Raw genomic sequence first — 22,143 nt, 5'->3', positions numbered from 1 at the left:
GTCTTGGCTGTGGAAAAAACGTACGCTGGCTGGCGTTACGAGGAGTTGGGTCACTTGCCGCGGCGATGCCGGAACACTGCCGCTATGACGGCGACGACCAGCAGGAACACCACTGCCAAGACAGGGGCAAGCATGTCCAGACCGGTGTCAACCAACGCCGGCTTTGCAGCGGGCTTGGCTGGTTCGGGGCGTTCAGCGGGCTCAGTGGGTTCGGTAGGCTCAGTAGGCCTGACCGGTTTTGCGGGCTCAACGGGCTTCGCTGGCTCAGCAGGCTTCACGTCGGGCTTGGTCGGTTTCGCGTCGGGCTTGGCCGGCGTCGCTGGCTTGACCGGCTTCACTGGCGTAGGTTCAGTAGGTTCGACCGGCTTTGCGGGCTTGACGGGTTCGGTAGGTTGCTCGGTAGGTTCAGTAGGCTGGGTCGGCTCAGCGGGCTCAATAGGTCTAACCGGTTCAACCGACTCCCACCGCGGGTTCAATGTCATATCCACAGTCACCGGCATGTCAAAGTCCCACTCAGCACCACCCTTCGTATATCCGACATGCTTGTAGCCGTCTCTAGTCTCGACATACTTATCAAGAGCTTCGCGCTTCAATGTCGCGCCATTCGCCACCTGCACAGTCGCCAGCACTTGGGAAGTCTGGGCATCCTGAAGCGTCACAAGGCGATTTCCTTTCGCCGCGACCGTCACATCACCGGTCACCTTGTCGGCGGGAATCCTCAATTCGCCGGCCTTCTTGCCCGACTTGAGAATGAACGTAAAGCCATTGTCCTCTTGGCTCAATCGCACGCCGCCCACTGTCACCTGTATCGATGTCAGATCCAAATCACGGACATCCGTCGCAGTCAACGTCGTCGAATACTCAGTGCCTGACAATATGCTCGTAGCGGTATTGCTACTCGTCACATCAAGCAAATCAGACTCCACGGTAACCATCTTGTTGGTCTCGCTAACTCGCCCAATCATGGTGGGATGGAGGTCTTCGAACTCCACATAGAAACCCTTGATGTAGTTCGGCCTTGCCTGCTCACCAGCGTCCCATTCACCGGCCTGGTGACCGCTTACCGTTAAAGCATTCCACGCCCCGGAATTATCGGCCTTGTCACCGGAAAATCCATACTGAACGCAACACGCATCGAGCTTATCTTTGCTAGGCTGCCCGTTTGCCCACTGCGCAAAGACGCCCGGAACCGCGCCGTTGCTCCCGCTCCAGAATTTGATGCCCGCGCTCGGGCCGGCCACCCAGTACCAATCCGACACCATCCCTGGCTCCGAAGTGCTAATGACCCGCTGACCACCAATCCAGCCGGTACCGCCGTGACGACGCTCAAATAATCTACGGATGAGATTGTGCTCTCCCTGCGATTCGATGGTCATCATATGGCCGTCTCTTCCTTGGAAATTGGTAACTTTCGACGCCAGAAGGGCCTTGTCGAAGGGCATGTCCCACTCGTCGATGAAAGTGTACGCGTGGCCATCAAACAGATGCGACTTGTAGAGGGTTCTTCTGCCATCCACGCCGTCGTCACTGTAGTAGTTGAACTTTGCTTCCGGCTGGCTGTACCATGCGCTCACCGACACCGTCTGCGCGCTGCTGCCGCCCAGATGGAACGTCAGATTCTGAAGATATTTCTCGATGAGCTTCGCTTCTATGTCCGCTCTGCCTGAGCTGAATAGGACATAGCGGTAGCCAAATACGTGCTTCTCCCCTGTGAGCAAGTCATCACTAGATAGGAAGTTGCCATACGCATCCAAGGCATGGGAGAAGTGATGCGCATCTTCGCCATCCACCATGGATGGCTGGGGCGTCTCGAACCAACCGTTATCCACCTCAATCACGACGTACGAGCTGGGCTCACCAGTCACGGTCACGCCACTCAGCTTATAACTGCCGTCTTTGACTTTGGTTTTTTGGGCAGCATTGAGATTCACCGTGGGGCCAATCTGGCCAATTTGCCCATTCTGTCCAACCTGCCCATTCACATTCGCTCGCGCGCTTGGCGCAACAACCGCCAGCAACGCAACCACGGCAACCAAGGTCAGCAACGAAGCTGCCACGGCCAGTACAACCGCAGCACAACGCCGCAATCGACGCGCGTCAAACGCCGTCGCATCCATTCTGTCCATACGCCACATATGACTCTTCTTTGCTCACTTTGCTCACGAAACGTGCGATTCCGCCGCTTCGCCGCCGAGGCTACCAAAATCCGCTTCCGGCATCACACCCCCAAACAAACCCCTTGAATCACTTGAATTATTTGAGTCTCTTGAAACGCTTGAACCACTTGAATCGCGGCAGGCGTTGGCCGCTTGCTCGTCTGTTGGGAAAGCCGGTCTCAAGCGCAAGCAGGGTGCACCGAGCACGAGTCGGCGCACCCCGCTTGCGGGTTTTATTTACTTTTGCCTTTACTTCCTTTACTTATTGCGGCGGCGCAGCGCTGCCAGCGCACCGGCAATAGCCAGCATGAGCACCAGCGCCACAGCCGGGGCGAGCACGTCCAGACCGGTGTCGACCAGCGCCTTCTTGGCGACGTCTGGCTTCTTCTCGGCCGGCTTCCTCTCGGCCGGCTTCCTCTCAGCGGGCTTCTTCTCAGCCGGCTTCTTCTCGATCGCCGCCTCGTACTTGTCGGACGCGGTCACCGTCACCGAAGCCGTGCCCTTCGCCGACACGCCCGTCCGCGGATCCATCACCGTCACCTCGACCGTGTAGGTGCCCGGCTCGCCGGCCTGATGCTCCTGACCCGTCGCACCGGTGATCGGCATGCCGTTCTTGCTCCACGCGTACGTGAACGTCGCGTCCGGCACCTGCGTGAGCACCTGAGCAGTGAGCCTGGACTTGTCGCCCGGCGATTCGAGCCTCGAGCGATCCGCACTCACCGTCACCTTCGGCGTGATCATCTGGTACTGCGGATACAGGGTCATGTGTTCACGCACCCCGGTCTCGAAGAGCCACTGCGTGCCATCAGACTTGGTGTAGCCAGTGATTGTGTAGCCCGGCAAGGCGGCTTGCTTATCGAGATCACCCCTGTTCAGCTTGTCGCCATTGAACACCGTAAGCTGCTTGACCAGCCACGAGAAGCCATTCCTGCCCTGCAGCGTGACCTGCCACTGATGCGGCGACTTCACCTCAACCGTGCCCGTCGCATGCGAAGTGCGGTTCGTGCTCGGATCCATTGCCGTGACAGTCACCGTGTACATGCCCTCGTCGGTTACCATCAGCACGCCCTCGGCACCGCCTTCAATCGGCACGCCGTCCTTCTCCCACGCATAGGTGAATCTTGCGCCCGGCACCCCGTCCAGGTGCGACGAAGCACGCAGCATCAACGTCTCGCCGGTGCGATCCAAGCGCGGGTCCGGCGGGAAGAACGACACCGTGGGTGCGTTCAGCTCCTGTTGGGCTGTCAATGTCATATCCGTGGTCACCGGCTTGCTGAAGTCCCAAAGGGTGCCGTCTTGCGTGGTGTAACCGGTAAGCGTGTATCCCTTCCTGGTTCCGGCCAACTTATCCACGTCGGACTTGTCCACCGGCGCGTTATTCGGCACATGTACAGTCCCCACAAGCGTGGCAGTCAGGCCATCTTTAATCGTTACCAAGCGCTTTGCCATGGCGTCGATATGCAGATTGCCACTCACCTTCTCGGCGGGAATCGTCAGCGTGCCGGTGGCTTTATCGAAGGTGTAATCCTTCGCATCCAACGGCTTGCCGCCAACTGTCACCTTCACCGACGCCGGATCCATCTCGCGGCCGTCATTTGCGGTCAGAGTCGTTTCATATTGCGTATGAGACAATATGGTTTCGGTGGTATTGCTGCTGCTCACCTCATGCAAATCGGAACTCACGGTGACCATCTTGGAGGTCGTCGTGACCTGCCCGGCCAGGCTGGGATCGAACTCGTCGAACTCGACGTAATAGCCCCTGATGGTGCTCCATTTCGGCTCACTGGCATGGTGACCATCCGATGTCAAAGTAATCCACTTGCCGCCATCATCTTTCCCGAGGCCCGACCAGCCATACTGGACACAGCACAACTTGGATGGATCTCCAGACCCATCCGACTCCTTAGAAGACCCATCCAAACTCTTAGGATGCCCATCTGCCCAATTCGCATAGGCTTCCAGAACCTTGTTGCCTCCACTCCAGAACTTCGTGCCCGCGTTGGGGCCGGACACCCAATACCAATCCTGGCCGGGTTTCCCGAGCGTAATGGTCGAACCGTTTGCCTTTGCGTCGTCTGGACTGACGGCGTTGGTGGCGCCGATCCAGCCGAGGCCCTCACCCAGCGCATGGTAGACAGCGTTATGCTCCCCTTCCGATTCAATGGTCATCAGATAACCTGCTGCGCCGGCGAAAGTGGTTTTTCTCGCTTGTTCGTATCCTGTCTTGAATTTCGTGTCAAAATCGGTGGCGAAAGCATATGCGTGCCCATTGAGCAAGTGCGTCTCATACGATTCCGACCCGTCATACTTGGTGGTGCGATGTGCTTTCAACTGCTCATACGTCGCGCTCACCCACACGGTCTGCGTCTCGCCGGGCTTAAAGTGGAACGTTATGCCGTGCAGAAACTCCTCAATATCCTCCGCCGACATGCGCTTGTCGGTCTGCCTCTTCGCGTTGAGCTCAACATGCCGGTAGCGCTCATTCGCATTGAACTCGACATGCTGGTAATGCTCCTTCTTCAAAGTGTGCGGCTTCCAGCGCCAGGAAGTCAGGAGCTTCTCTTCCTCGTTCAACGCAACCGCCAGTTCAACTCCCCCTACCCTCCAGTCAGGTATTTCAAACCAGCCGCTACTCACTCCGATCGTGAGAGTCTTGCTTCCCCTGCCTTTCACCATCGCGTTACCCAGCCGGTAGCTAATGTCACCAGTGCCGATCTTCTCATTGGTCCTCTTATCAAGCCCGCTTATCGTGGGGCCGACCGGCTCAGTCCGACCGACCGGCCCGGCGCCGGCGTCGTTCGCTCGCACACCCGGCGTGGCAACCGCCAATGACGCCACCACAATCAGCAATACCATCACGCAACGCCACAACCGACGCAAGTCGAACGTCGTAACCATTCTCTTCATATGCAAATATGCCTCACTCGTCTTGAGCGACGGGCGAATCCCGCCACTCACCGCGGGTGAGGCTACCAAAGACTCACTTGCGACATTCCACCCCCAAAATCAACCCCACTAGTCGCGTTTAAGACCCCCGCATTGCGCAGATTGGCGCGCAGACAATGGTGGATTGGCCAAACAGAGCGTGGCGCACGGATGTGGTATTCGCGCATAGCAAAACCCCGCCGCTGCAACAAGCAACGACGGGGTTTCGATAACCGCCAGTTAAGCGGCGAAAATCAGCGCTTGGAGAACTGCGGCGCGCGACGAGCCTTGTGCAGACCGGCCTTCTTGCGCTCCACGACGCGGGCGTCGCGGGTCAGGAAGCCAGCCTTCTTCAGGGCAGCGCGGTTGGCGTCGCGGTCGATGGCGTTGAGCGCGCGAGCCACGCCGAGACGGATGGCGCCGGCCTGGCCGGTGGTGCCGCCGCCGTCGACGAGCACGATGGCGTCGAACTTGCCTTCGAGCTTCAACAGCACGATCGGGGAGTTGACCTCACGCTGCAGCAGCTTGGAGGGGAAATACTCCTCCAGAGTGCGGCCGTTGATGGTCCACTTGCCGGAACCGGGAACCAGACGCACGCGGGCGACGGCTTCCTTGCGGCGGCCGGTGCCATAGCCCGGCTCGATGGCGGAAGTGCCCGTGCCGGCGCCGGCGTTGGTCTCGGTGGTGTAGTTGGTGAGTTCCTCTTCGGTTTCCTGAACCGCGGAGTTCTTGGTGTTTTCAGCCATGTTTTCTATCTCCCTTCGGTTCACTTGGCCTGCTGAGAAACCTGCGTGATCTCAAAGACCTGCGGCTTCTGCGGGGTGTGCGGGTGCTCTTCGCCGGCGAAGACGTGCAGACGATCAAGCTGCACCTTGGCGAGCTTGTTCTTCGGCAGCATGCCCTTGACGGCGCTGGTGATGATGCGCTCGGGGTTGTTGGCGAGCAGCTGAGCGTAAGTGTCGCGACGCAGGCCACCCGGACGACCGGAGTGCATATAGAGTTCCTTGCCCATCTTATTGCCCGTGAGCGCCACCTTGGCGGCATTGATCACGATGACGTGATTGCCGGAATCGGCGTGGGGGGCGAATGTCGGCTTGTTCTTGCCGCGCAACAGGGTCGCAACTTGGGTTGCAAGACGACCGAGCACCACATCGGTGGCATCGACGATGTACCACTCGTGGCTCAGATCCGCGGGCTTCGGAGTGAAAGTCTTCACTGTTTTTACCTTTTCTTCGTATTGTGTTCCGGGCCCTCATCCCTGCGCGCGCTTGGTTAGGGCGCACCGCAAGACGCTGGCCTCATTATCCGTGGGCTCCCTGAAAGTCCTCGGTTGCGAGTGGGAAAGCGCTTTGAAGGACCCCTTAGGGAAACACAACAGCTCACGAGCATATCGCCCGCTACTGACATACGCCCCGGTTCCCATGGCGCGGTGTTTCCATGGCGCGGTATTGGCTATTTTCCAACGTTTTTTAACACCGCGCCATGGGAAAAACACCGCGCCATGGGAACTGGGAGGGGAATGGGTGAGGGAGGGGAGGTTATTTGGTGCGCATTATTGTCGCGATGTTGCGCACATCGACGCGGTCGAAGAGGGTGTCGAGCGTGACGACTTGGCCTCGCGCGTCGGCGAGCGGGATGCGCCAGTTCGGGTATTCGTTATTCGTGCCCGGTTGGTTCTGGGCGCGCTTTTCGCCCACCGCGTCGGTAATCGAGGCGGCGAGCAGCTTGCACGGCGAATCCTGCAGAGCGCGGTATTGCGCCATCACGATCTCGGTTTGGTTGGCCTTGCGATCCCGGGCGAGTTCGGCGTCAAGATACCCATGTTCGACGAGCATCTCGATCATCGCGTCCTGCTCGGCCATCGCGGAACGCTCGAAGACCTCCTTCGGCCCTTCCAGCAACCCCAACCGCTCGCGCAACTTGACATGCTCAAGTTCCAAATAGCCCGCAGCCGGCGGCAAATCGTGCGTATTCACCGAAGCGAGCGCGTATTCGCGCCAATCGGCCGGCGCGCGGAACATGCCATCCTTCTGCTCGAACCACTCGACGGCGCACCCAAGCAAGCCGTGCGAGGAGAGCGAATCGGCCACATAATCAGGCACCACACCCAAGTCCTCACCGACCACCACGCCGTCCGCACGCGAAGCTTCCAGCGCGAGAATACCCAGCATCACTTCGGAATCGTAATGCACATACGCGCCGTCGATGGGTTTCAAGCCAGCCGGCACCCACCACAGGCGGAACAGACCGAGAATATGGTCGATACGCACCGCGCCGGCGTGGGCGAACATGTTGTGCACCAAATCGCGATATGCCTTATAGCCAGTGCGCTCGAGCGCGATGGGATTGAACGGCGGCTGGCTCCAATCTTGCCCCTGTTGGTTGAACATGTCGGGCGGGGCGCCCACCGTCGCGCCTTTGGCAAAGCGCTCGGGATACCACCATGCTTCGGAGCCGAGCGGATGAACCCCGACGGCCATATCGGCCATGATGCCGATGCGCATGCCGGCGGCCTTCGCGCGGCTTTGCGCACGGTCAAGCTGCTCGGAGGCGACCCACTCAAGCCAGTGATAAAACTCCAATGTATCGGGGAATTGCTGCCGCAACCCCATCACTTCCGGGCTGTCTTTGGCCAGGCGCTGCTCCCAGTTGTCCGCATCCTCACTCGGCGCACCCCACTTGTCGTAGCACAGGCACCAGGTGGCATACGCCTCAAGCTCCTCACCGACCTGGGCGCAGAACTCCTCGAACTCGCGCTGGCGTTCGGCGGTGCGGTCGGCCTTGAAAATGAGCCACAGGGCTTGTATTTTCGCCTGCCACATGGCGTCGCGGTCGATGAGCTGCGCGTCGCCGTTCAGCGGCTCCACCGAGGCGTGCAACTGCTCGATTTGCCGGCGGGTGTCGTCGGGGAGCGTTTGATATTCCTCGATTGACTCGGGGCGAATATAAGTGAAGTTCACCATGCCGCGCGCCACCGGCAGGTAAGGCGACGGCGTGAGCATGGAGACCGGTTCGCCGGCATGAAGCGGGTTGACCAGCGTGAAATCGGCGCCCGTCTTGGACTTGGCGTTCTCAAGCAGCACGGCGAGATCCTCGAAATCGCCCACGCCCCACGAATCGGAGGAGCGAATCGAATACAGTTGCGCCATCCAACCCCACAAACGCCCCTCGCGCATCTCGTCAAGCAACTCGACGCGGGGCGGCGCGCTGATCAGCGTGGCATCTTCGGTGCGCTCGCCCACCGTGACGTGCAGCGTGTGGTAGCCCTCCGGCAGATCGGCGGGAATAACGATCGAGGCGGTGCTGACGAACTGGCCGTTCAGCATATAGGCCTTCGAGCCGTCGCCGGCGTCCGGCAGGAGCGTGTGTTCGTAAGCCTCGCCGTTTTCCAGCGTGATGGTGGCGCTGGGCATGTCCAGCATGCCGACGTTGACCGGCACGTGGCTTTCCTCGCCGACGCGGTGCAGCACCGTGGGCGCGACGAGGCGGGCGTGCCGCTCGTCCTGAATGTGTTTGATCGACCGCTCGATGGCCCCTTCGCCCGAAGCGTCAATGCCCAAGGCGGCCAGCACGGCCACCAGCACATTGTCGTTGATTTCGTGGTAGTCGTGGCTCATGCCGACATAGCTGGTGGCGATGCCCGCCAATTTCGCCAGTTGAATCAGCGGGCGGGCCAGGCGCTCGCTGCTTTCCATTCGCTCACTCATAGTGTTCCAGTGTAGTGATGTGACTGATGTAAGGAGTGAAAAGTGGCGAAATGACGCGGGTGAGATGCGTGTCTCTCGGTTGTATGTATCGGCTATATGTATCGGTTGTGTCTCTCGACTGTATGTCTCTCGGTTATATGTCTCAGCTGTGTGTATCGGCTATATCTCTCGACTCTATATCTCTTCTCTCGGCTATATGTCTCAACTATTGCTGCCGCTTGGCGACGGCGTGACGCACCTCCGCGGAAGGGTCGTCCGCCAGTTTGGACAGCGTTTCGGGCGCGGTGTTGGGGTTGAGCGCCACCGCGCGGCGCACCATCGAAGACAGCACGGCCGGGGCGTCTGATTCGATTTCGGTGCCCAGCGTGCCGAGAAACGCCAAGGTTTGCGCGTCGACTTCGGGGTTCTGCGCGCCTTCGAGACGCATTTTCCATGAGGTGCGTTTGTTGTGCAAAGCCGTGTCGCGCACTTCGGGCACCGGGTCTTTCGTCAGGCGCCCCACCAGCCAGTTCTTGTCGTCCTCGTTGGCCGCCACCGCTTTGCGCACGCTCGGCTCCGAGTCTTCGGCGAGTTTGACCAGTATGTTCGGAAACGGCATGGATTCGGCCAGGAACACGCGATCTTCCACCGGCGTGTGGGCGTTGCCGGCCACGGCTTCCAGCAGTGCGGTGGCGCGGGAGAACGCGGCCTGATCGGCGCGGTCGGGCAAGGGGCGGCGCGCAAATTCGGACAGCTCCGCCGAATCGGCGCTGTGGCGCAGATGCTCGTAGGTGGCGGTCAGCGGCTCGAACGACTGCTGAGCCTGGGTTTCGTCGATTTCCTCGCTCATAGGCACCAGTGTAGCGGCCCGGGCCTAGCGCGCGACGGCGCGATTGACGGTATCAAGCGGCTCGGGGACGAGCGCCGCATTGAAAGCCTCGCGGACGCTGTCTTCAAAGCGCTCGGTATTGGGCAATGGAACGGTGGCCACCAGCGCAACATTCGCCGTGTAGCTTTCGTCTGATTGCACGCCATCAACGCCGGCCAGCAACTGTTGAAAACGCGCCAATTGCGAGTAGTCCAGCGTGATCTGATAACGCCGGCAGGGCACGATATCGGCCTGTTTCGCGGCTTTGAGCGCAATGGACGCGCCGGTGGAATACGCGCGAATCAGCCCGCCCGAACCGAGCAGGATGCCGCCGAAATAGCGGGTGACGGCCACCACGCAGTCGGTCAGATCGTTGGCGCGCAGCACGTCGAGGATCGGCTTGCCCGCTGTGCCGGAGGGCTCGCCGTCGTCGCTCATGCGTTCCGCCGTGCGCCCGTCCGAGCCGCCGACCACCGCCGCGTAGGCCACATGCCGCGCTTTGGGGTGTTGGTCGCGGATTGTCTGGACGAATGCGAGCGCCTCGTCAAGCGTGTCGATATGCGCGGCATCACCGATGAACTCGGATTTTTTCTCCACAAAGGAAGCGTGCGCCGGGGTGGCGGCGGAATCGAGAATAGTGCGCATGTCGTATTGGCTTTCGGGTGTTTTGAATACTCGCGTTTTATATATCCACATTAAAAGTACTGCCCGTCATTGGGTGCGCGCGCTTGTCTTGTGGGCGATTGGGCGCGGCTTCGGCGGGTTGAATCCGCCCGGTGGTGTACAGTTATATGCTGTTGCGTCGCGAGGCGCATCGGAGTCATGCCTGAGCGGCCGAAAGGGGCACCCTGCTAAGGTGTTAACTGCGCAAGCGGTTCGAGGGTTCGAATCCCTCTGACTCCGCGAAAACAAGGGTTTTCAGGATCGCCTGAAAACCCTTTTTGCTATCCGCCGCCAGCTGCACAATAAACGCGGCGAGCATGCCGAACGATGAATTGACATGAGATGAGGGGCGGCCGGCATCACACCGGTCGCCCCTCACTCGTGCGTCAGCGGAACGTCAGCGCCGACGACGGGTCATAGCCGCGCCGACCGCCGCCAGCATGGCCAGCAGCGCGACGAGCAGCGCCATGTCGCCGACCGCGACACCCGTGGCCGCCAGAGCCGCAGGTTTGTCCGCCGTGGGCTTGCCCTTATCCGCTGCGGGCTTGTCCTTTGCGGGCTTATCCGGGGCAGGCTTGCGGTGCTTCTTGGCCATGTTCTCCAGATCCGTCAGGATCTTCTCAATCGCGTCCCTGCCATCGTTCACGGCCTTGCGCACACCCTCCACCGTGTCAGCTTGGGCCACCGCAGTCAGTGCCGTCTTCAATGCCTCGTCAATCTTGGCGTTGGCCGCATCCATCTCGCTCTGCCCAGCACCCGCGATCTTCGAAACCTTATCCTTGGCGGCGTCGGCAATCTGCTGCAACTCGGCCTCAGCTTTAGCCTTGGCTTGCTCAAGGGCCTTCAGCGCGTCGCGGCTGGCTTGTTGCGCCTCGGCCACGATGCCGTCAATGCCGCTCTTGGCTTGCTTGACCGCTTCGAAGACATCATGCACGCTCGTGGCCAGATCTATCGACCCGCCGTTGCGCGTGGCACCATCCACCACCATCTGAATCCGCTCGATATATTCGTCGATCTGCGGCTGCGTCAAACCACCTTCAGGCTTCAGCAAAGCGTTCAGGCTCTTGCGCGGCTGGCCGTTCTCGCCGCCATAGACGAGCACCACCGCCTTGCCCCAAGTCTTGAGGATGAACAGCAGGAGATCGTCGATGCCCTTTGTGCCCTCGGCGGCGTGCTTGTACGCCTCGGCGCTGGTGGTGGCTCGGTTAATCGCCTCCAGCGCGCTCGTCGCCTTCTCGTCGATTTCCTTAAGGCGGGTGGCGCGTTCCGATTCGCCCAGGTCTTCCAACCCGGTAACGACGCCCCTGGCTTTCTCCTGCGCGTCCTTGACTTGCTTGGCGGCCTGCTCCTTCGCCTTGTCCAAATCGGCAATCTTGGCGGCGGCTTCGGTATCAGCCGACTGCGCCTTGATCGCCACGTCCTCCAGGTTCTTGACTCCCTTGGTCTTCTCCTTCTCGATGTTCGTGAAGTCGGCCCCTTTAACTGCTTCGTCCGCTTCTTCGGCCTTACTGCGAGCCTCGTTCTCCAGAGCGTCACGCTCTCCAGCCGACAAGTTCAGTTTGCTCTTGATCGCGTCCTGCACCTGCTTGAACTTCCCCCAGAGCGCCTTGCGCGCGGCCTCCCGCGGATTGCCCACCACCGCCGTCATGGTCAGCGAAGCATGGCTGCCGAATGGCACATTCTTACCTTTATCGGCGCTGCTATCGGCCTCCAACGTGACCCGGTATACGTCGGTTTTGCCTGTATAGAAGCCATTAGCCGCCACATCATCATGTCTCACGGTCGCCGTATCGCCAACTTTTGTGATCAGCACTTTCAGATCCGAAGCCGCCACTGCTTTCGCATCGCTCTTGTTCTGCTCAGAGAACCCCTTCTTCCAATCGTTGAGAGTCACTCCCAATAGCGACAACAGGCCCAGAGGATCATTCCGCTTGTCTCGCACCTGCGATGCATCAACAAAGGCGGGTGACTTGGGATCTTTGGAACGCGCAAACTCATAGAAATGATCCTGAAGAGTGACCGGCAGACCCTCAGCTATAAGCGGATCGGTTGTTTTACCTGACTGAGTATCAGTTGCACCGGTTACATATGACGCCAAAAGATCATAGGTCTCGCCGCCATCTTTAGTCCCGACCAACGTACATATTGATGGGTCATTACAACCTCTATCAATCAAGATTTGACGTCTCGGAGTGCCTCCGTTTGCTTCAGCTGAAATGGGGAGCACGGTCAGTTTGACTCCCGAAAGACCATACAGATCCTTTGATGAATCCCATATGTGATGTTTGCCCCAGCCACTGGCACCACTTTGTTCAGAAGGCGTTTTCGCCTGAGTCGATAGATAAAGATGTTGAACCTCAATATCCTTCCACCGCGATTCATTCTTCGACTTAAGTTTCTGATACGGACCGTGGGTGTAGCTGACTTTAAGGTCGCCGAAAGCCGGCTCTTCCGCGGCGGAAGCCGGCGCGGACACGGGACAAAGGAAAGCGGTCGTCGCCACAGCCGTCGCAGCAAGCGCCGCGCCCCAAACGATACCGCATTTCTTGTTGAGGATTTTCATCTTGTCTCTTTCTTATGAAGAAACGCGCCCACGCCAGCCGTCCACAAATGAGTTCACGAACCGGCGAAAGCGAGTCCCTTATGTTGGTGTACCCCGCTGTGTTTAGCACCGGGCCAAAGTCGCGACACCACCCCGACTCAGGGGCCATTCCCCCGAAGGTGGCACATCAAACTCATCTCACGGCGAAGCCGCGGCCATAGAATAGAGGGCATGAGCACCGCACCGAGACTTCAAGCCGCCAAGCGCGATTGGGGGCACGACGAGACCGGCTGCACGGTGCTGCATATCGACATGGACGCCTTCTACGCCTCGCTGGAAGTGGCGCGCCGCCCCGAGCTGAAAGGCAAGCCGGTGGTGATCGGCGTGGGGGCGCGATCGGTGGTGTCCGCGGCGAGCTATGAGGCGCGGGCATTCGGCATCAACTCGGCCATGCCCACGGCCCGCGCGCGGCAACTGTGCCCCGCGGCTGCGTTCCTGCCGGTGGACATGCCCTACTATCACGCCGTTTCGCAAGCCATTATGACCGACGTCTTCCACACCATCACCGACCAAGTGGAACAGGTGTCGGTTGACGAGGGCTATATGGATGTGTCCGGCGCGCTGCTGCGCTGGAAAGCACCGAGCGCGATCGGGGCGTGGATTCGCCGCGAGGTGGCGGCGCGCTTCAACGTGACCTGCTCGGTGGGCATCGCCTCGAACAAGTTGGTGGCGAAAATCGCTTCGACAAACGCCAAGCCGAACGGCATGCTGCTGATTCCGAAGGCGCGGCAAGCTCAGTTCGTGCAGATGATGCCGTTGCGCGCCATTCCGGGGATCGGGCCGAGCTTGGAGCGGCGGCTCAACGCGTGGGGCATCGATTCGGTGGCCGACTTGGCGCAGTTGGACGAGCGGCAACTGGCGCAGGCCACCGGTTCGACCGCCGCCGCGCACGGCCTGTGGCTGGCGGCGCGCGGGCTGGACGAGCGGCCCGTCACCCCGACGCGCGTGGAGAAATCCATCGGCTCCGAAGAGACGTTGCTTGAAGACACCACGAATCAGCTGGCCATTCTTCAACGCCTGCGCAAGGAGTGCGACGAAGTGGCACGATCGCTGCGGCGGCGCGGCATGGTGGCGCGCACGGTGACGGTGAAGCTGCGGTTCGCCGACCTGAGCTATCGCACCCGCTCGCGCACGCTGGAGCGCTCGGTGGACGCGGCGAGCGCGCTGTATCCGGTGTGCGTGAAGCTGTTGCGCACCATGCTCGGCATGAGCCCCGACGCGGACGAGCGGGTGCCGCTGCCCAAACTCATCCGGCTCGTCGGCATGAGCGCCAGTTCCCTGAGCGAAGCGGCATCGACCGCCACTCAGCCCTCGCTGGCCGATCTGATGGAAGAGGCCGCCCGCCCGGACGCAACCACAACATCAAGCCGTCTGCGCAACGCCGAAGCCGCCATGGACGCGGTGCGCAATAAATACGGCAACAACGCGGCGAGTTTCGGCATCTGAGCATTCGACCAAAGGAAAACCGAGCCGAAACAGCGGGGGTGGCTGTAGGATGGGCGGGACGGCAAACGCACATGAACGGTGAAAGGTTTTTGAGTATGGCGCAGGTGGAATATCCGGATCTGGTGATTGTGGGGGCGGGTCTGTTCGGCCTGACCGTGGCCCAGCAGGCGGTGGAGCACTTGGGCGTGCGCGTCCAGATCATCGACGTGCGCGACCATATCGGCGGCAACGCCTACTCCTATATGGACGAGGAGACCGGCGCGGAAGTCCACAAGTACGGCGCCCATCTGTTCCACACGTCCAACAAGCGCGTGTGGGATTATGTCAACCGCTTCACCTCGTTCACGAACTATGTGCACCGCGTGTACGCCACGCATGACGGCGTGGTCTACCCGCTGCCAATCAACCTGGGCACCATCAACCAGTTCTTCGGCGCGCACTACACGCCCGCCGAAGCCAAGGCGCTCATCGCCGAGCAGGCCGGCGAACTGGCCGGCACCGACCCGGCCAACCTCAACGACAAGGGCATCTCGCTGATCGGCCGCCCGCTGTACGAGGCGTTCATCAAGAACTACACGGGCAAGCAGTGGCAGACCGACCCGAGCGAGCTGCCGGCCGGCATCATCAACCGTCTGCCGGTGCGCTTCAATTACGACAACCGCTATTTCCGCGACACATGGGAGGGCCTGCCCACGGACGGCTACACCAAGTGGATGGAGCGCATGATCGACGACTCGCGCATCAGCGTGAGCCTCAGCACCGACTTCTTCGACGCCTCGCAGCCGTATAACAAGGAGGCGCTCAAGGCCGCGGGTGTGCCGGTGGTTTATACCGGCCCGATCGACCGTTATTTCGACTATCGTTTGGGCGACCTGAAGTGGCGCACCGTGGACTTCAAGGAGGTGCGTTACGACGAGGGCGACCACTTCGGCTGCCCGGTGATGAACTATTCCGACGCCGACGTGCCCTACACGCGCGCCATCGAGTTCAAGAACTTCAACCCCGAGCGCGCCGACAGCCAGAACCCGAACAAGACGGTGGTGTGGGAGGAATACAGCCGTTTCGCCGAGCGTGGCGACGAGCCGTATTACCCGGTGAACACCGCCGCCGATAAGGAGCTGTATGCGCAATACGAGCAGCTGGCCGCCTCCGAGGCGAACACCGTGTTCGGCGGGCGCTTGGGCACCTACAAGTATTACGACATGCACAACGTGATCGACACCGCCCTGACCGCCTATGAAAACCAGGTCGCCCCGCTGCTTCGCAAATAAGTTCGCGTAAGTTCGCAAGTAAGGCAGCCACCCCGCAACGACGGAAAATAATAGAAAAATGATGGAAAATAGCTGAAAATGAAATGACGTCGTTTGTGTGGATTTGACGAAAAACCTTCGCTGTTTCGCTCGTTCGGAGCGAAAAGGCGGGGGTTTTCTCATGCCGTATGGTTACGGTGGAGAGCATGGTTTCACAAACTCGTCGCAGTGGCCGAACCGTCAGCTCCAACGGCGCTCGTTCTGGCAGCACCGGTTTCGGCGGTGCCAACGGTTCCAGCGGTGCCGGTTCCGCCAGCCCGTCGGCCAATCCCACGAGCGCACCAACGCGCTCCGGCCTGAGGCATCGCAAGACGGCGGCGAGCCGTAACTCAGCCGCGCAACGCAGCGGCGGCAACCGTCGCGCCAACAGCGGCAAAGGGCCGAAACCCAAAAGGCGCAAGAAAAGGCATCTCGTTCTCAAATGGCTGCTGGGCATCTTCGGTGCGCTGATACTCGCGGGCGTTGGCGCGTTTGCCTACCTCTATATCACCACGGAAATCCCCCAGCCCGAAAAAATCGCGATGGCGCAGAACACCACCGTGTATTTCAACGACGGCACCACCGAAATCGGCACGTTCTCCAGCCAAAACCGAACCATCATCCAGTGCTCGGTATTGCCTGAATACGTTGGCAACGCGGTGGTCGCTTCGGAAAACCGCACGTTCTATCAGGACAAGGGCATCGACCTCAAAGGCATTGCGCGCGCGTTGATCAACAACATCACCAAGGGCACGCGCCAAGGCGGTTCGACCATCACCCAGCAGTACGCCGAACGCTATTACCTGGGCGAAACCACTTCGTATCTGGGCAAGGCGCGCGAGGCGATTCTCGCCATCAAGATCGCGCAGAGTCAAGATAAAAGCGAAGTGCTGTGCAACTACATGAACACCATCTATCTGGGGCGCGGCGCATACGGCATTCAGGCGGCGGCAAAGGCGTATTTCAACAAGGATGCCAAGGACCTGACGGTCTCCGAATCCGCGTTGCTGGCGGGCATCATCCCCTCGCCCTCCACATGGGACCCGGCCGCCAACAAGGAAATGGCCGAGCAGCGCTTCAATCGCGTCATCAGCATCATGCGCGAGGATGGCTATATTTCCGCCGAGGAAGCCGCGGAAGCGAAACTGCCCGATACGGTGGAATACACCCAACAGGATGTCTATCGCGGCACGAACGGATATCTGTTGCAAATGGTGCGCGACGAGCTGGTGAGCAGCAAGGCGTTCACCCAGGAGGATCTCGACACCGGCGGGTACAGGATCGTCACCACCATCGACAAAGCCAAGCAGGACCTCATGCAAGAGGTGGTCAGCCCCTCGAAGAACGGCTTGCAGGGCGTGGCGCCCGATGGCTTGCAGTTCGGCGCAATGAGCGCCAACCCCAAGGACGGCTCGATTATCGCCATATACGCGGGAGATGACTACCTGACCAAGCAGCTCAACAACGCCACGCAGGCGCAATACGAGGTGGGCTCGACGATGAAACCGTTTGCATTGCTCGCGGCCATACAGGAAGGCGTGAGCCTCAACACCACATTCAACGGCAATTCCGGGCGCACCTTCCCCGGCATCGGCAACGCGGTGAACAACTTCGGCGGTGCGAACTACGGCTATGTGAACCTTTATACGGCCACGGCATATTCGCTGAACACCGTGTACTTGGACCTGCAAACCAAACTCGGCACGAAGCGCATCGCCGAAACGGCCCGCACGGCCGGGGTGGAGAACACATCCCTCGACGGCTCCGAGCCTTACACCGTGCTCGGCAACAACGCCCTGAGCGTGGAGGATATGACCCGCGCTTATGCCACCTTCGCCAATCAGGGAGAAAAGCCCACACTGCACATCGTGGCCAGCGTGCAAAACACGAGCGGCCAGGAGATGTACCAGGCGCCAACCAGCACCACGCGCGTGTTCGCTGCCAACGATGTCAATTTGGTGACCAAGGCGCTGACGGGAGTGGTGCAATACGGTTCGGCCACCGAGGCGCGCGGCGTGGGGCACAATATCGCCGGCAAGTCGGGAACGGGCAACAACAGCTACGCGGTGAGCTTCTGCGGCTACACGCCTTCGGTGGTGTCCACGTTCGCCATGTGGTATCCCGACGAAAACGGCAACCCGCAGGAAATCCCCTCGTTCGGCCAGTGGGACATCGGTTCCGAGTTCCCGGTGCATCTATTCACGCAGTATATGAAGCAGGCACTGGCCGGCACCGAGAACGAGACCTTCCCCACCGCGAAAGACAACGGCAAAGTGGGCGGAACGGACGGCACTTGGGGCGTAAACGGCACAACGAAGACCACCAGCCAAACGCAGCTGGAAGCGCAGAAGAAGGCCGAGGAAGATCGGCAAAAGCAGCTTGAGGCGCAGTGTGCGGCAAACCCGCAATACAGCACCGAATGTTCTGAGTACGAGAGTTCGGATTCCGGGGATTCGGATTCGTCGGATTCGTGGGATTCGTCGAATTGGTCGAATTCACACTCGTCGAACTCGCACTTGCTGAATTCGCTGAATTCACACTCGTCGAATTCGTCAGATTCACACTCGTACTCGTACTCGTATGATTCGGACTAGCGCAAGTCTTGATTTGGTTTCCGCCAGCGGGGCTGCCAGCCGCGAGATGGACTGGGTATAGGGATGGGCTGGAGATGGGAGATGGGCTGGCGTAGAAATAAGAGATGGGGAGACACTTAAGTTATTCGCCTAAGTGTCTTCCCCAATCGCACAAAACCCAGTCACACAAACGACATCAGAGCCCGGCGCGTCAGCGCTCGGAACGGTTGATCGCGGAGATAATCGCCTTGAGCGCGCTGGTGGTGATCGACGAATCGATGCCCACGCCCCAGATGATCTGCGCTTCGGCGTCCTGCCCCACCTGGCACTCCACGTAGGAGGCGGCCATCGCGTCGGTGCCCACGGACATCGTGTGCTCGGCGTAATCCATCACCGAAGCCTCAATGCCCAGATTCGACACGGCGTTGAGGAACGCGGCAATCGGGCCGTTGCCCATGCCGGACACCTCACGTTCGCGCGCCTCGCCGCCCGGCTCCGTGCCGCGGTCGAGCACCTTGGCCTTGAGCACGGTGTCGGAACCGTCCTCGCCGGAGGAAACCGCCACCTTCAGCAGCTTCAGGCGACCCCACTGCTCCAGGCTCTCGTCGTCCGCGTCTCCCACAATCACACCCGCGGCGGTCTTGCCGCCCTCTTCGACGGCGAGGTATTCGTCCTTGAACAGACGCCAGATATCCTCGTCCTTGACTTCCTTTTTGGTCTCGTCCGCGTAGGCCTGCACGATCTTGTCGAACTCCACCTGCAAACGTTTGGGCAGGTCGAGATTATGGTTGGTCTTGAGCAGATAGGCCATGCCGCCCTTGCCCGACTGCGAGTTCACGCGGATAATAGCCTCGTAAGTGCGGCCGATATCCTTCGGGTCGATGGGCAGATAAGGCACGAGCCACACGAAGCTGTCAAGATCCGCGCCGGCGCGGTCGGCAGCCATCTGGCGGGCTTCAAGACCCTTCTTGATGGCGTCCTGATGCGAGCCGGAGAACGCGGTGAACACGAAGTTGCCCGCGTAGGGGTGGCGCTCGGAAATCTTAATCTGGTTGCAGTATTCGACGGTCTTGCGAATCTCGGGCACGTCCGAATAATCGATTTGCGGGTCGATACCCTGGGTGAGAAAATTCAGACCCAGCGTCACCAAATCGACATTGCCGGTACGCTCGCCATTGCCGAGCAAGCAGCCCTCCACACGATCGGCGCCGGCGAGCACGGCCAGCTCGGTGGCGGCCACGCCCATGCCCTCGTCGTTGTGCGGGTGCAGCGAAAGCACCACGGCGTCGCGGTTGCTCAAGTGGGTGGAAACGTATTCCACTTCGTCGGCGAACACGTTCGGCGTGGTCATTTCCACGGTGGCCGGCAGGTTGATGATCATCGGGTGCTCGGGCGTGGGCTTGATGACGTCAATCACCGCGTTGCACACTTCGACGGCATATTCCGGCTCGGTGCCGGTGAACGACTCAGGCGAGTATTCGTAATACAAATCGATGCCCTCGGCCTCGCCCTCGAGCTTCTTGCACAGCTCGGCGGCGTCGGTGGCCAACTGCTTGATCTCGGGCTTACCCTTCTTGAACACCACCTCGCGCTGCAGCACGGACACGGAGTTATAAAAGTGCACAATCGCGCGCTTGGCGCCCTTGAGCGCCTCGTAGGTGCGGCGAATCAGGTGCTCGCGGCACTGGGTGAGCACCACGATGGTAACATCGTCGGGGATGAGTTCGCGCTCAATGAGCATGCGGATAAAATCGAAATCCGTTTCGGAAGCCGAGGGGAAGCCCACCTCGATCTCCTTGAATCCCATCGATACCAACAGGTTCCAGAAACGCAGCTTGCGTTCGGAATCCATCGGGTTGACCAGCGCCTGATTACCATCACGCAAATCGACCGAGCACCAGCGCGGCGCGCGTTGCAAGCGCTTGGATGGCCACGTACGCTCGGGATAGTCGAACGGCACCTGCTCATGGTAGGCGGCATACTTGTTGTACGGCATTTTGCTCGGCTTCTGCGGCTCGCCGATGAAGCGTGCGGGAGGCAGCAGCGGGTCGTTGTTCCCTCCGTTGGATGCCGCGGCCACCGCGGCGAGATCAAACACAGACGATTGATCCTGGCCCATCGTTCCTCCTTCGCTTCATACTGCCGGCCCACTTTGCCGAACTCACATCAGTCATATACGCGCGCAAACACGCGCCTGACCAATTCTACAGCCCATGCCCCCTAATTCCCACCAGTGCAACAACATCGTGCCCGGCGCGCCCCCGAGTCACAGTGGCCATTATCCCGTTCTTAGGGCCATACCGGTTAGTTCAACGGGAAAGTAGGTCAAATGAGCAATGTACGTGTCTTGGGAGCGGATGTCGCCGTGTTCGACACCCTCCGGACGAACAGCCCAGTGGACTGTTCGTAACAGCGAGCAGCGATAGCGTCGCGAGCGCGCAAACCCAAACACGGGATCGACGCAGTGTCCAAAGCAACCTGTTCTCGGGGCGCATACCGGCAACCAAGACAACGGGAAAATACGTTAAATAGGCAAATATCCGTGTCTGGGGTCGGTTGTTACCGTGTTCGACACCCTCCGGGCCGGTAGGCCAAGTCTTACGTCTCACACGGTAACAACCGACCCAAAAGCGCGTCTGTGTCTGTTTGAGAGTGGCACGTTTATGTCTGTTTGGGGGGGTAACGCGGTTTGTTTGTTTGAGATCCGCTGAGGGTAACGCGTCTGTGTCCGCTTGAGAGTAACGCGCGTCTGTGTCCGCTTAAGGGTAGCGCGGTTAGTCCTGTTTGAGGCGGAGTTCTTCCTCGAGCTGCTGGATGCGCAGAGCCTGGGCGGCGATGAGCTGGTCGCGCGGGTCAACGGGCTTGCGCTCCGGCGTAGCCGGTTCGGGGGTGCGCTTCCAGCGGGCGAAGGCACGTTCGATGCGCTTGTAGCCGACGATCTTGGGATCCAGGCCGGCCTCGCGGAACAGGGCCGCGGGCTTCTCACCCTCCCTATAGCGGCGCATGCACTCCACACGGAACCAGTCCGCATAGCGGATACGCGAGGACGCGTCAATACTGTCCACCGCAGCCAACGACGACAAATACGCCCGCTGACCCGACGTAAAACTTTGCGGCTCATTCATTGTCGGCCGTCCTTCCTGATACGCAGGGAACTGAAAAACTTTTTGAAGGGCCCCGCTGTCTTGTGCGAGGCTCGCGATGCTGACGCCGCTCGCTGCTTTGAAGAGCCCATAGGCCCCCGCTGACGGGGCGAACAGTCCGGTGGACTGTTCGCAAACAGCGAGCAGCGATAGCGTCGCGAGCGCGCGAACCCAAACACGGGAATCTATAGGCCCCCGCAGGCGGGGGCTGTCGCGCGGACGCGCGACTGGGGGTGGTCACGCCAGTCACGTGACCACGCCCGCACCACCCCCAGTCGGCCTGCGGCCGACAGCCCCCGACGTCTTATGCGACGCTCGCGACGCTATCGCTGCTCGCTGCCACGAAGAGCCCACAGGGCTCTTCGTCCAGCGGGGCCAAGGGACGCAAAACCGGGATTGGGGATATGAGGAAAGGCGGGGGACGCGGGGCGCGAGCCCCATGTCCCCCGCCTTTCGGAAACCGTCAACCGGTTGGTTGGACCGGGCGCTGGGCCCGGTCCAGCCGGTGGCCGGAGCCAGTCGGTTAGGCCGGCCGGGCCGGTGGATCGGTCGGTTAGACCGGTCCGACCGGGGAGCTGGGCGTTAGCCCAGCTCAGTGGGTCGAGCCGTTGCCCGGGCCGGTCAGTGGGAGCGGCGGCGCAGGGCACCGGCCGCGAGACCCGCTGCGGCCAGGGCGAGGGCCGTCAGGGCGGCGGTCAGGCCGGTGGCGCCGGTGGACGCCAGGGCGTTCACCTTGCTCCAGCGGGCGTGCAGCTTCTTGCCAATCGCATCCTCCACGCTGGTGACCAGGTT

General features: G+C 60.5%; 13 protein-coding genes and 1 tRNA gene. 4 read left to right on the top strand and 10 right to left on the bottom strand.

All coding sequences use genetic code 11. The features are described from left to right. Positions 1–50 precede the first annotated feature (50 nt). From G1C94_RS03390 to G1C94_RS03360, 7 genes are all read right to left on the bottom strand, one after another. Positions 51–2,135 (bottom strand): C-type lectin-like domain-containing protein, encoded by a 2,085-nt coding sequence (locus tag G1C94_RS03390; RefSeq protein ID WP_172144662.1) that lies wholly within the window; start codon positions 2,133–2,135, stop codon positions 51–53. Positions 2,136–2,414: 279 nt separating this feature from the next. Beyond that, positions 2,415–5,063, bottom strand: coding sequence for a hypothetical protein (locus tag G1C94_RS07670; RefSeq protein ID WP_216656812.1), 2,649 nt, complete (start codon positions 5,061–5,063; stop codon positions 2,415–2,417). Between the two features lie 272 nt (positions 5,064–5,335). Then, positions 5,336–5,827: a 30S ribosomal protein S9 gene (gene rpsI / locus G1C94_RS03380; RefSeq protein WP_172144660.1), complete on the bottom strand. Its 492-nt coding sequence runs from the start codon at positions 5,825–5,827 to the stop codon at positions 5,336–5,338. A 20-nt stretch (positions 5,828–5,847) separates the two neighbouring features. Then, positions 5,848–6,297, bottom strand: coding sequence for a 50S ribosomal protein L13 (gene rplM / locus G1C94_RS03375; protein WP_172144658.1), 450 nt, complete (start codon positions 6,295–6,297; stop codon positions 5,848–5,850). A gap of 322 nt (positions 6,298–6,619) precedes the next feature. Beyond that, positions 6,620–8,788 (bottom strand): 4-alpha-glucanotransferase, encoded by a 2,169-nt coding sequence (gene malQ / locus G1C94_RS03370; RefSeq protein WP_172144656.1) that lies wholly within the window; start codon positions 8,786–8,788, stop codon positions 6,620–6,622. A gap of 205 nt (positions 8,789–8,993) precedes the next feature. Beyond that, the gene (locus tag G1C94_RS03365; protein WP_172144654.1) at positions 8,994–9,617 is read right to left on the bottom strand and encodes an AbrB family transcriptional regulator; all 624 of its coding nucleotides are present in this window, start codon (positions 9,615–9,617) and stop codon (positions 8,994–8,996) included. A gap of 24 nt (positions 9,618–9,641) precedes the next feature. Beyond that, positions 9,642–10,280 carry a YigZ family protein gene (locus G1C94_RS03360; RefSeq protein ID WP_172144652.1) on the bottom strand — a complete coding sequence of 213 codons (639 nt, stop codon included), beginning with the start codon at positions 10,278–10,280 and terminating at the stop codon, positions 9,642–9,644. A gap of 171 nt (positions 10,281–10,451) precedes the next feature. Here G1C94_RS03360 and G1C94_RS03355 point away from each other — a divergent pair. Then, positions 10,452–10,538 (top strand) — tRNA-Ser (locus G1C94_RS03355). Between the two features lie 157 nt (positions 10,539–10,695). Here G1C94_RS03355 and G1C94_RS07910 read toward each other — a convergent pair. Continuing rightward, on the bottom strand, positions 10,696–12,240 hold the full coding sequence (locus G1C94_RS07910) for a DUF1542 domain-containing protein (protein ID WP_172144650.1): 1,545 nt from the start codon (positions 12,238–12,240) through the stop codon (positions 10,696–10,698). Positions 12,241–13,071: 831 nt separating this feature from the next. Here G1C94_RS07910 and dinB point away from each other — a divergent pair. The 3 genes from dinB to G1C94_RS03335 all read left to right on the top strand — a co-directional run bounded on the left by dinB (position 13,072) and on the right by G1C94_RS03335 (position 18,229). Beyond that, positions 13,072–14,346, top strand: coding sequence for a DNA polymerase IV (gene dinB / locus G1C94_RS03345; protein ID WP_172144648.1), 1,275 nt, complete (start codon positions 13,072–13,074; stop codon positions 14,344–14,346). Between the two features lie 95 nt (positions 14,347–14,441). Next, positions 14,442–15,617 carry a UDP-galactopyranose mutase gene (gene glf / locus G1C94_RS03340; protein ID WP_172144638.1) on the top strand — a complete coding sequence of 392 codons (1,176 nt, stop codon included), beginning with the start codon at positions 14,442–14,444 and terminating at the stop codon, positions 15,615–15,617. Positions 15,618–15,802: 185 nt separating this feature from the next. Beyond that, positions 15,803–18,229, top strand: a complete 2,427-nt coding sequence (locus G1C94_RS03335; protein ID WP_253902294.1) for a transglycosylase domain-containing protein — start codon at positions 15,803–15,805, stop codon at positions 18,227–18,229. Between the two features lie 190 nt (positions 18,230–18,419). On the opposite strand, the gene leuA is transcribed toward G1C94_RS03335, so the two are convergent. Together leuA and G1C94_RS03325 are read right to left on the bottom strand one after the other, a co-directional pair. Next, on the bottom strand, positions 18,420–20,327 hold the full coding sequence (gene leuA, locus G1C94_RS03330) for a 2-isopropylmalate synthase (protein ID WP_172144633.1): 1,908 nt from the start codon (positions 20,325–20,327) through the stop codon (positions 18,420–18,422). A gap of 655 nt (positions 20,328–20,982) precedes the next feature. After that, complete coding sequence (locus tag G1C94_RS03325; protein WP_172144631.1) at positions 20,983–21,333, bottom strand: hypothetical protein; 351 nt, start codon at positions 21,331–21,333, stop codon at positions 20,983–20,985. Positions 21,334–22,143 lie beyond the last annotated feature (810 nt).

Origin of the sequence: Bifidobacterium panos (assembly GCF_012932445.1) — a bacterium.
GTDB classification, from domain to species: Bacteria; Actinomycetota; Actinomycetes; order Actinomycetales; family Bifidobacteriaceae; genus Bifidobacterium; species Bifidobacterium panos.
The sequence above is the reverse complement of the archived record's forward strand: the minus strand, read 5'-3'. Positions and strand labels throughout refer to the sequence as shown.

Coding starts and splice junctions, on each gene's coding strand:
- malQ (WP_172144656.1), bottom strand. CDS start 8,788: ATGAGTGAGCGAATGGAAAGCAGCGAGCGCCTGGCCCGCCCGCTGATT.
- G1C94_RS07670 (WP_216656812.1), bottom strand. CDS start 5,063: ATGAAGAGAATGGTTACGACGTTCGACTTGCGTCGGTTGTGGCGTTGC.
- G1C94_RS03335 (WP_253902294.1), top strand. CDS start 15,803: ATGGTTTCACAAACTCGTCGCAGTGGCCGAACCGTCAGCTCCAACGGC.
- G1C94_RS03390 (WP_172144662.1), bottom strand. CDS start 2,135: ATGTGGCGTATGGACAGAATGGATGCGACGGCGTTTGACGCGCGTCGA.
- G1C94_RS03360 (WP_172144652.1), bottom strand. CDS start 10,280: ATGCGCACTATTCTCGATTCCGCCGCCACCCCGGCGCACGCTTCCTTT.
- G1C94_RS03325 (WP_172144631.1), bottom strand. CDS start 21,333: ATGAATGAGCCGCAAAGTTTTACGTCGGGTCAGCGGGCGTATTTGTCG.
- dinB (WP_172144648.1), top strand. CDS start 13,072: ATGAGCACCGCACCGAGACTTCAAGCCGCCAAGCGCGATTGGGGGCAC.
- G1C94_RS03365 (WP_172144654.1), bottom strand. CDS start 9,617: ATGAGCGAGGAAATCGACGAAACCCAGGCTCAGCAGTCGTTCGAGCCG.
- glf (WP_172144638.1), top strand. CDS start 14,442: ATGGCGCAGGTGGAATATCCGGATCTGGTGATTGTGGGGGCGGGTCTG.
- rpsI (WP_172144660.1), bottom strand. CDS start 5,827: ATGGCTGAAAACACCAAGAACTCCGCGGTTCAGGAAACCGAAGAGGAA.
- leuA (WP_172144633.1), bottom strand. CDS start 20,327: ATGGGCCAGGATCAATCGTCTGTGTTTGATCTCGCCGCGGTGGCCGCG.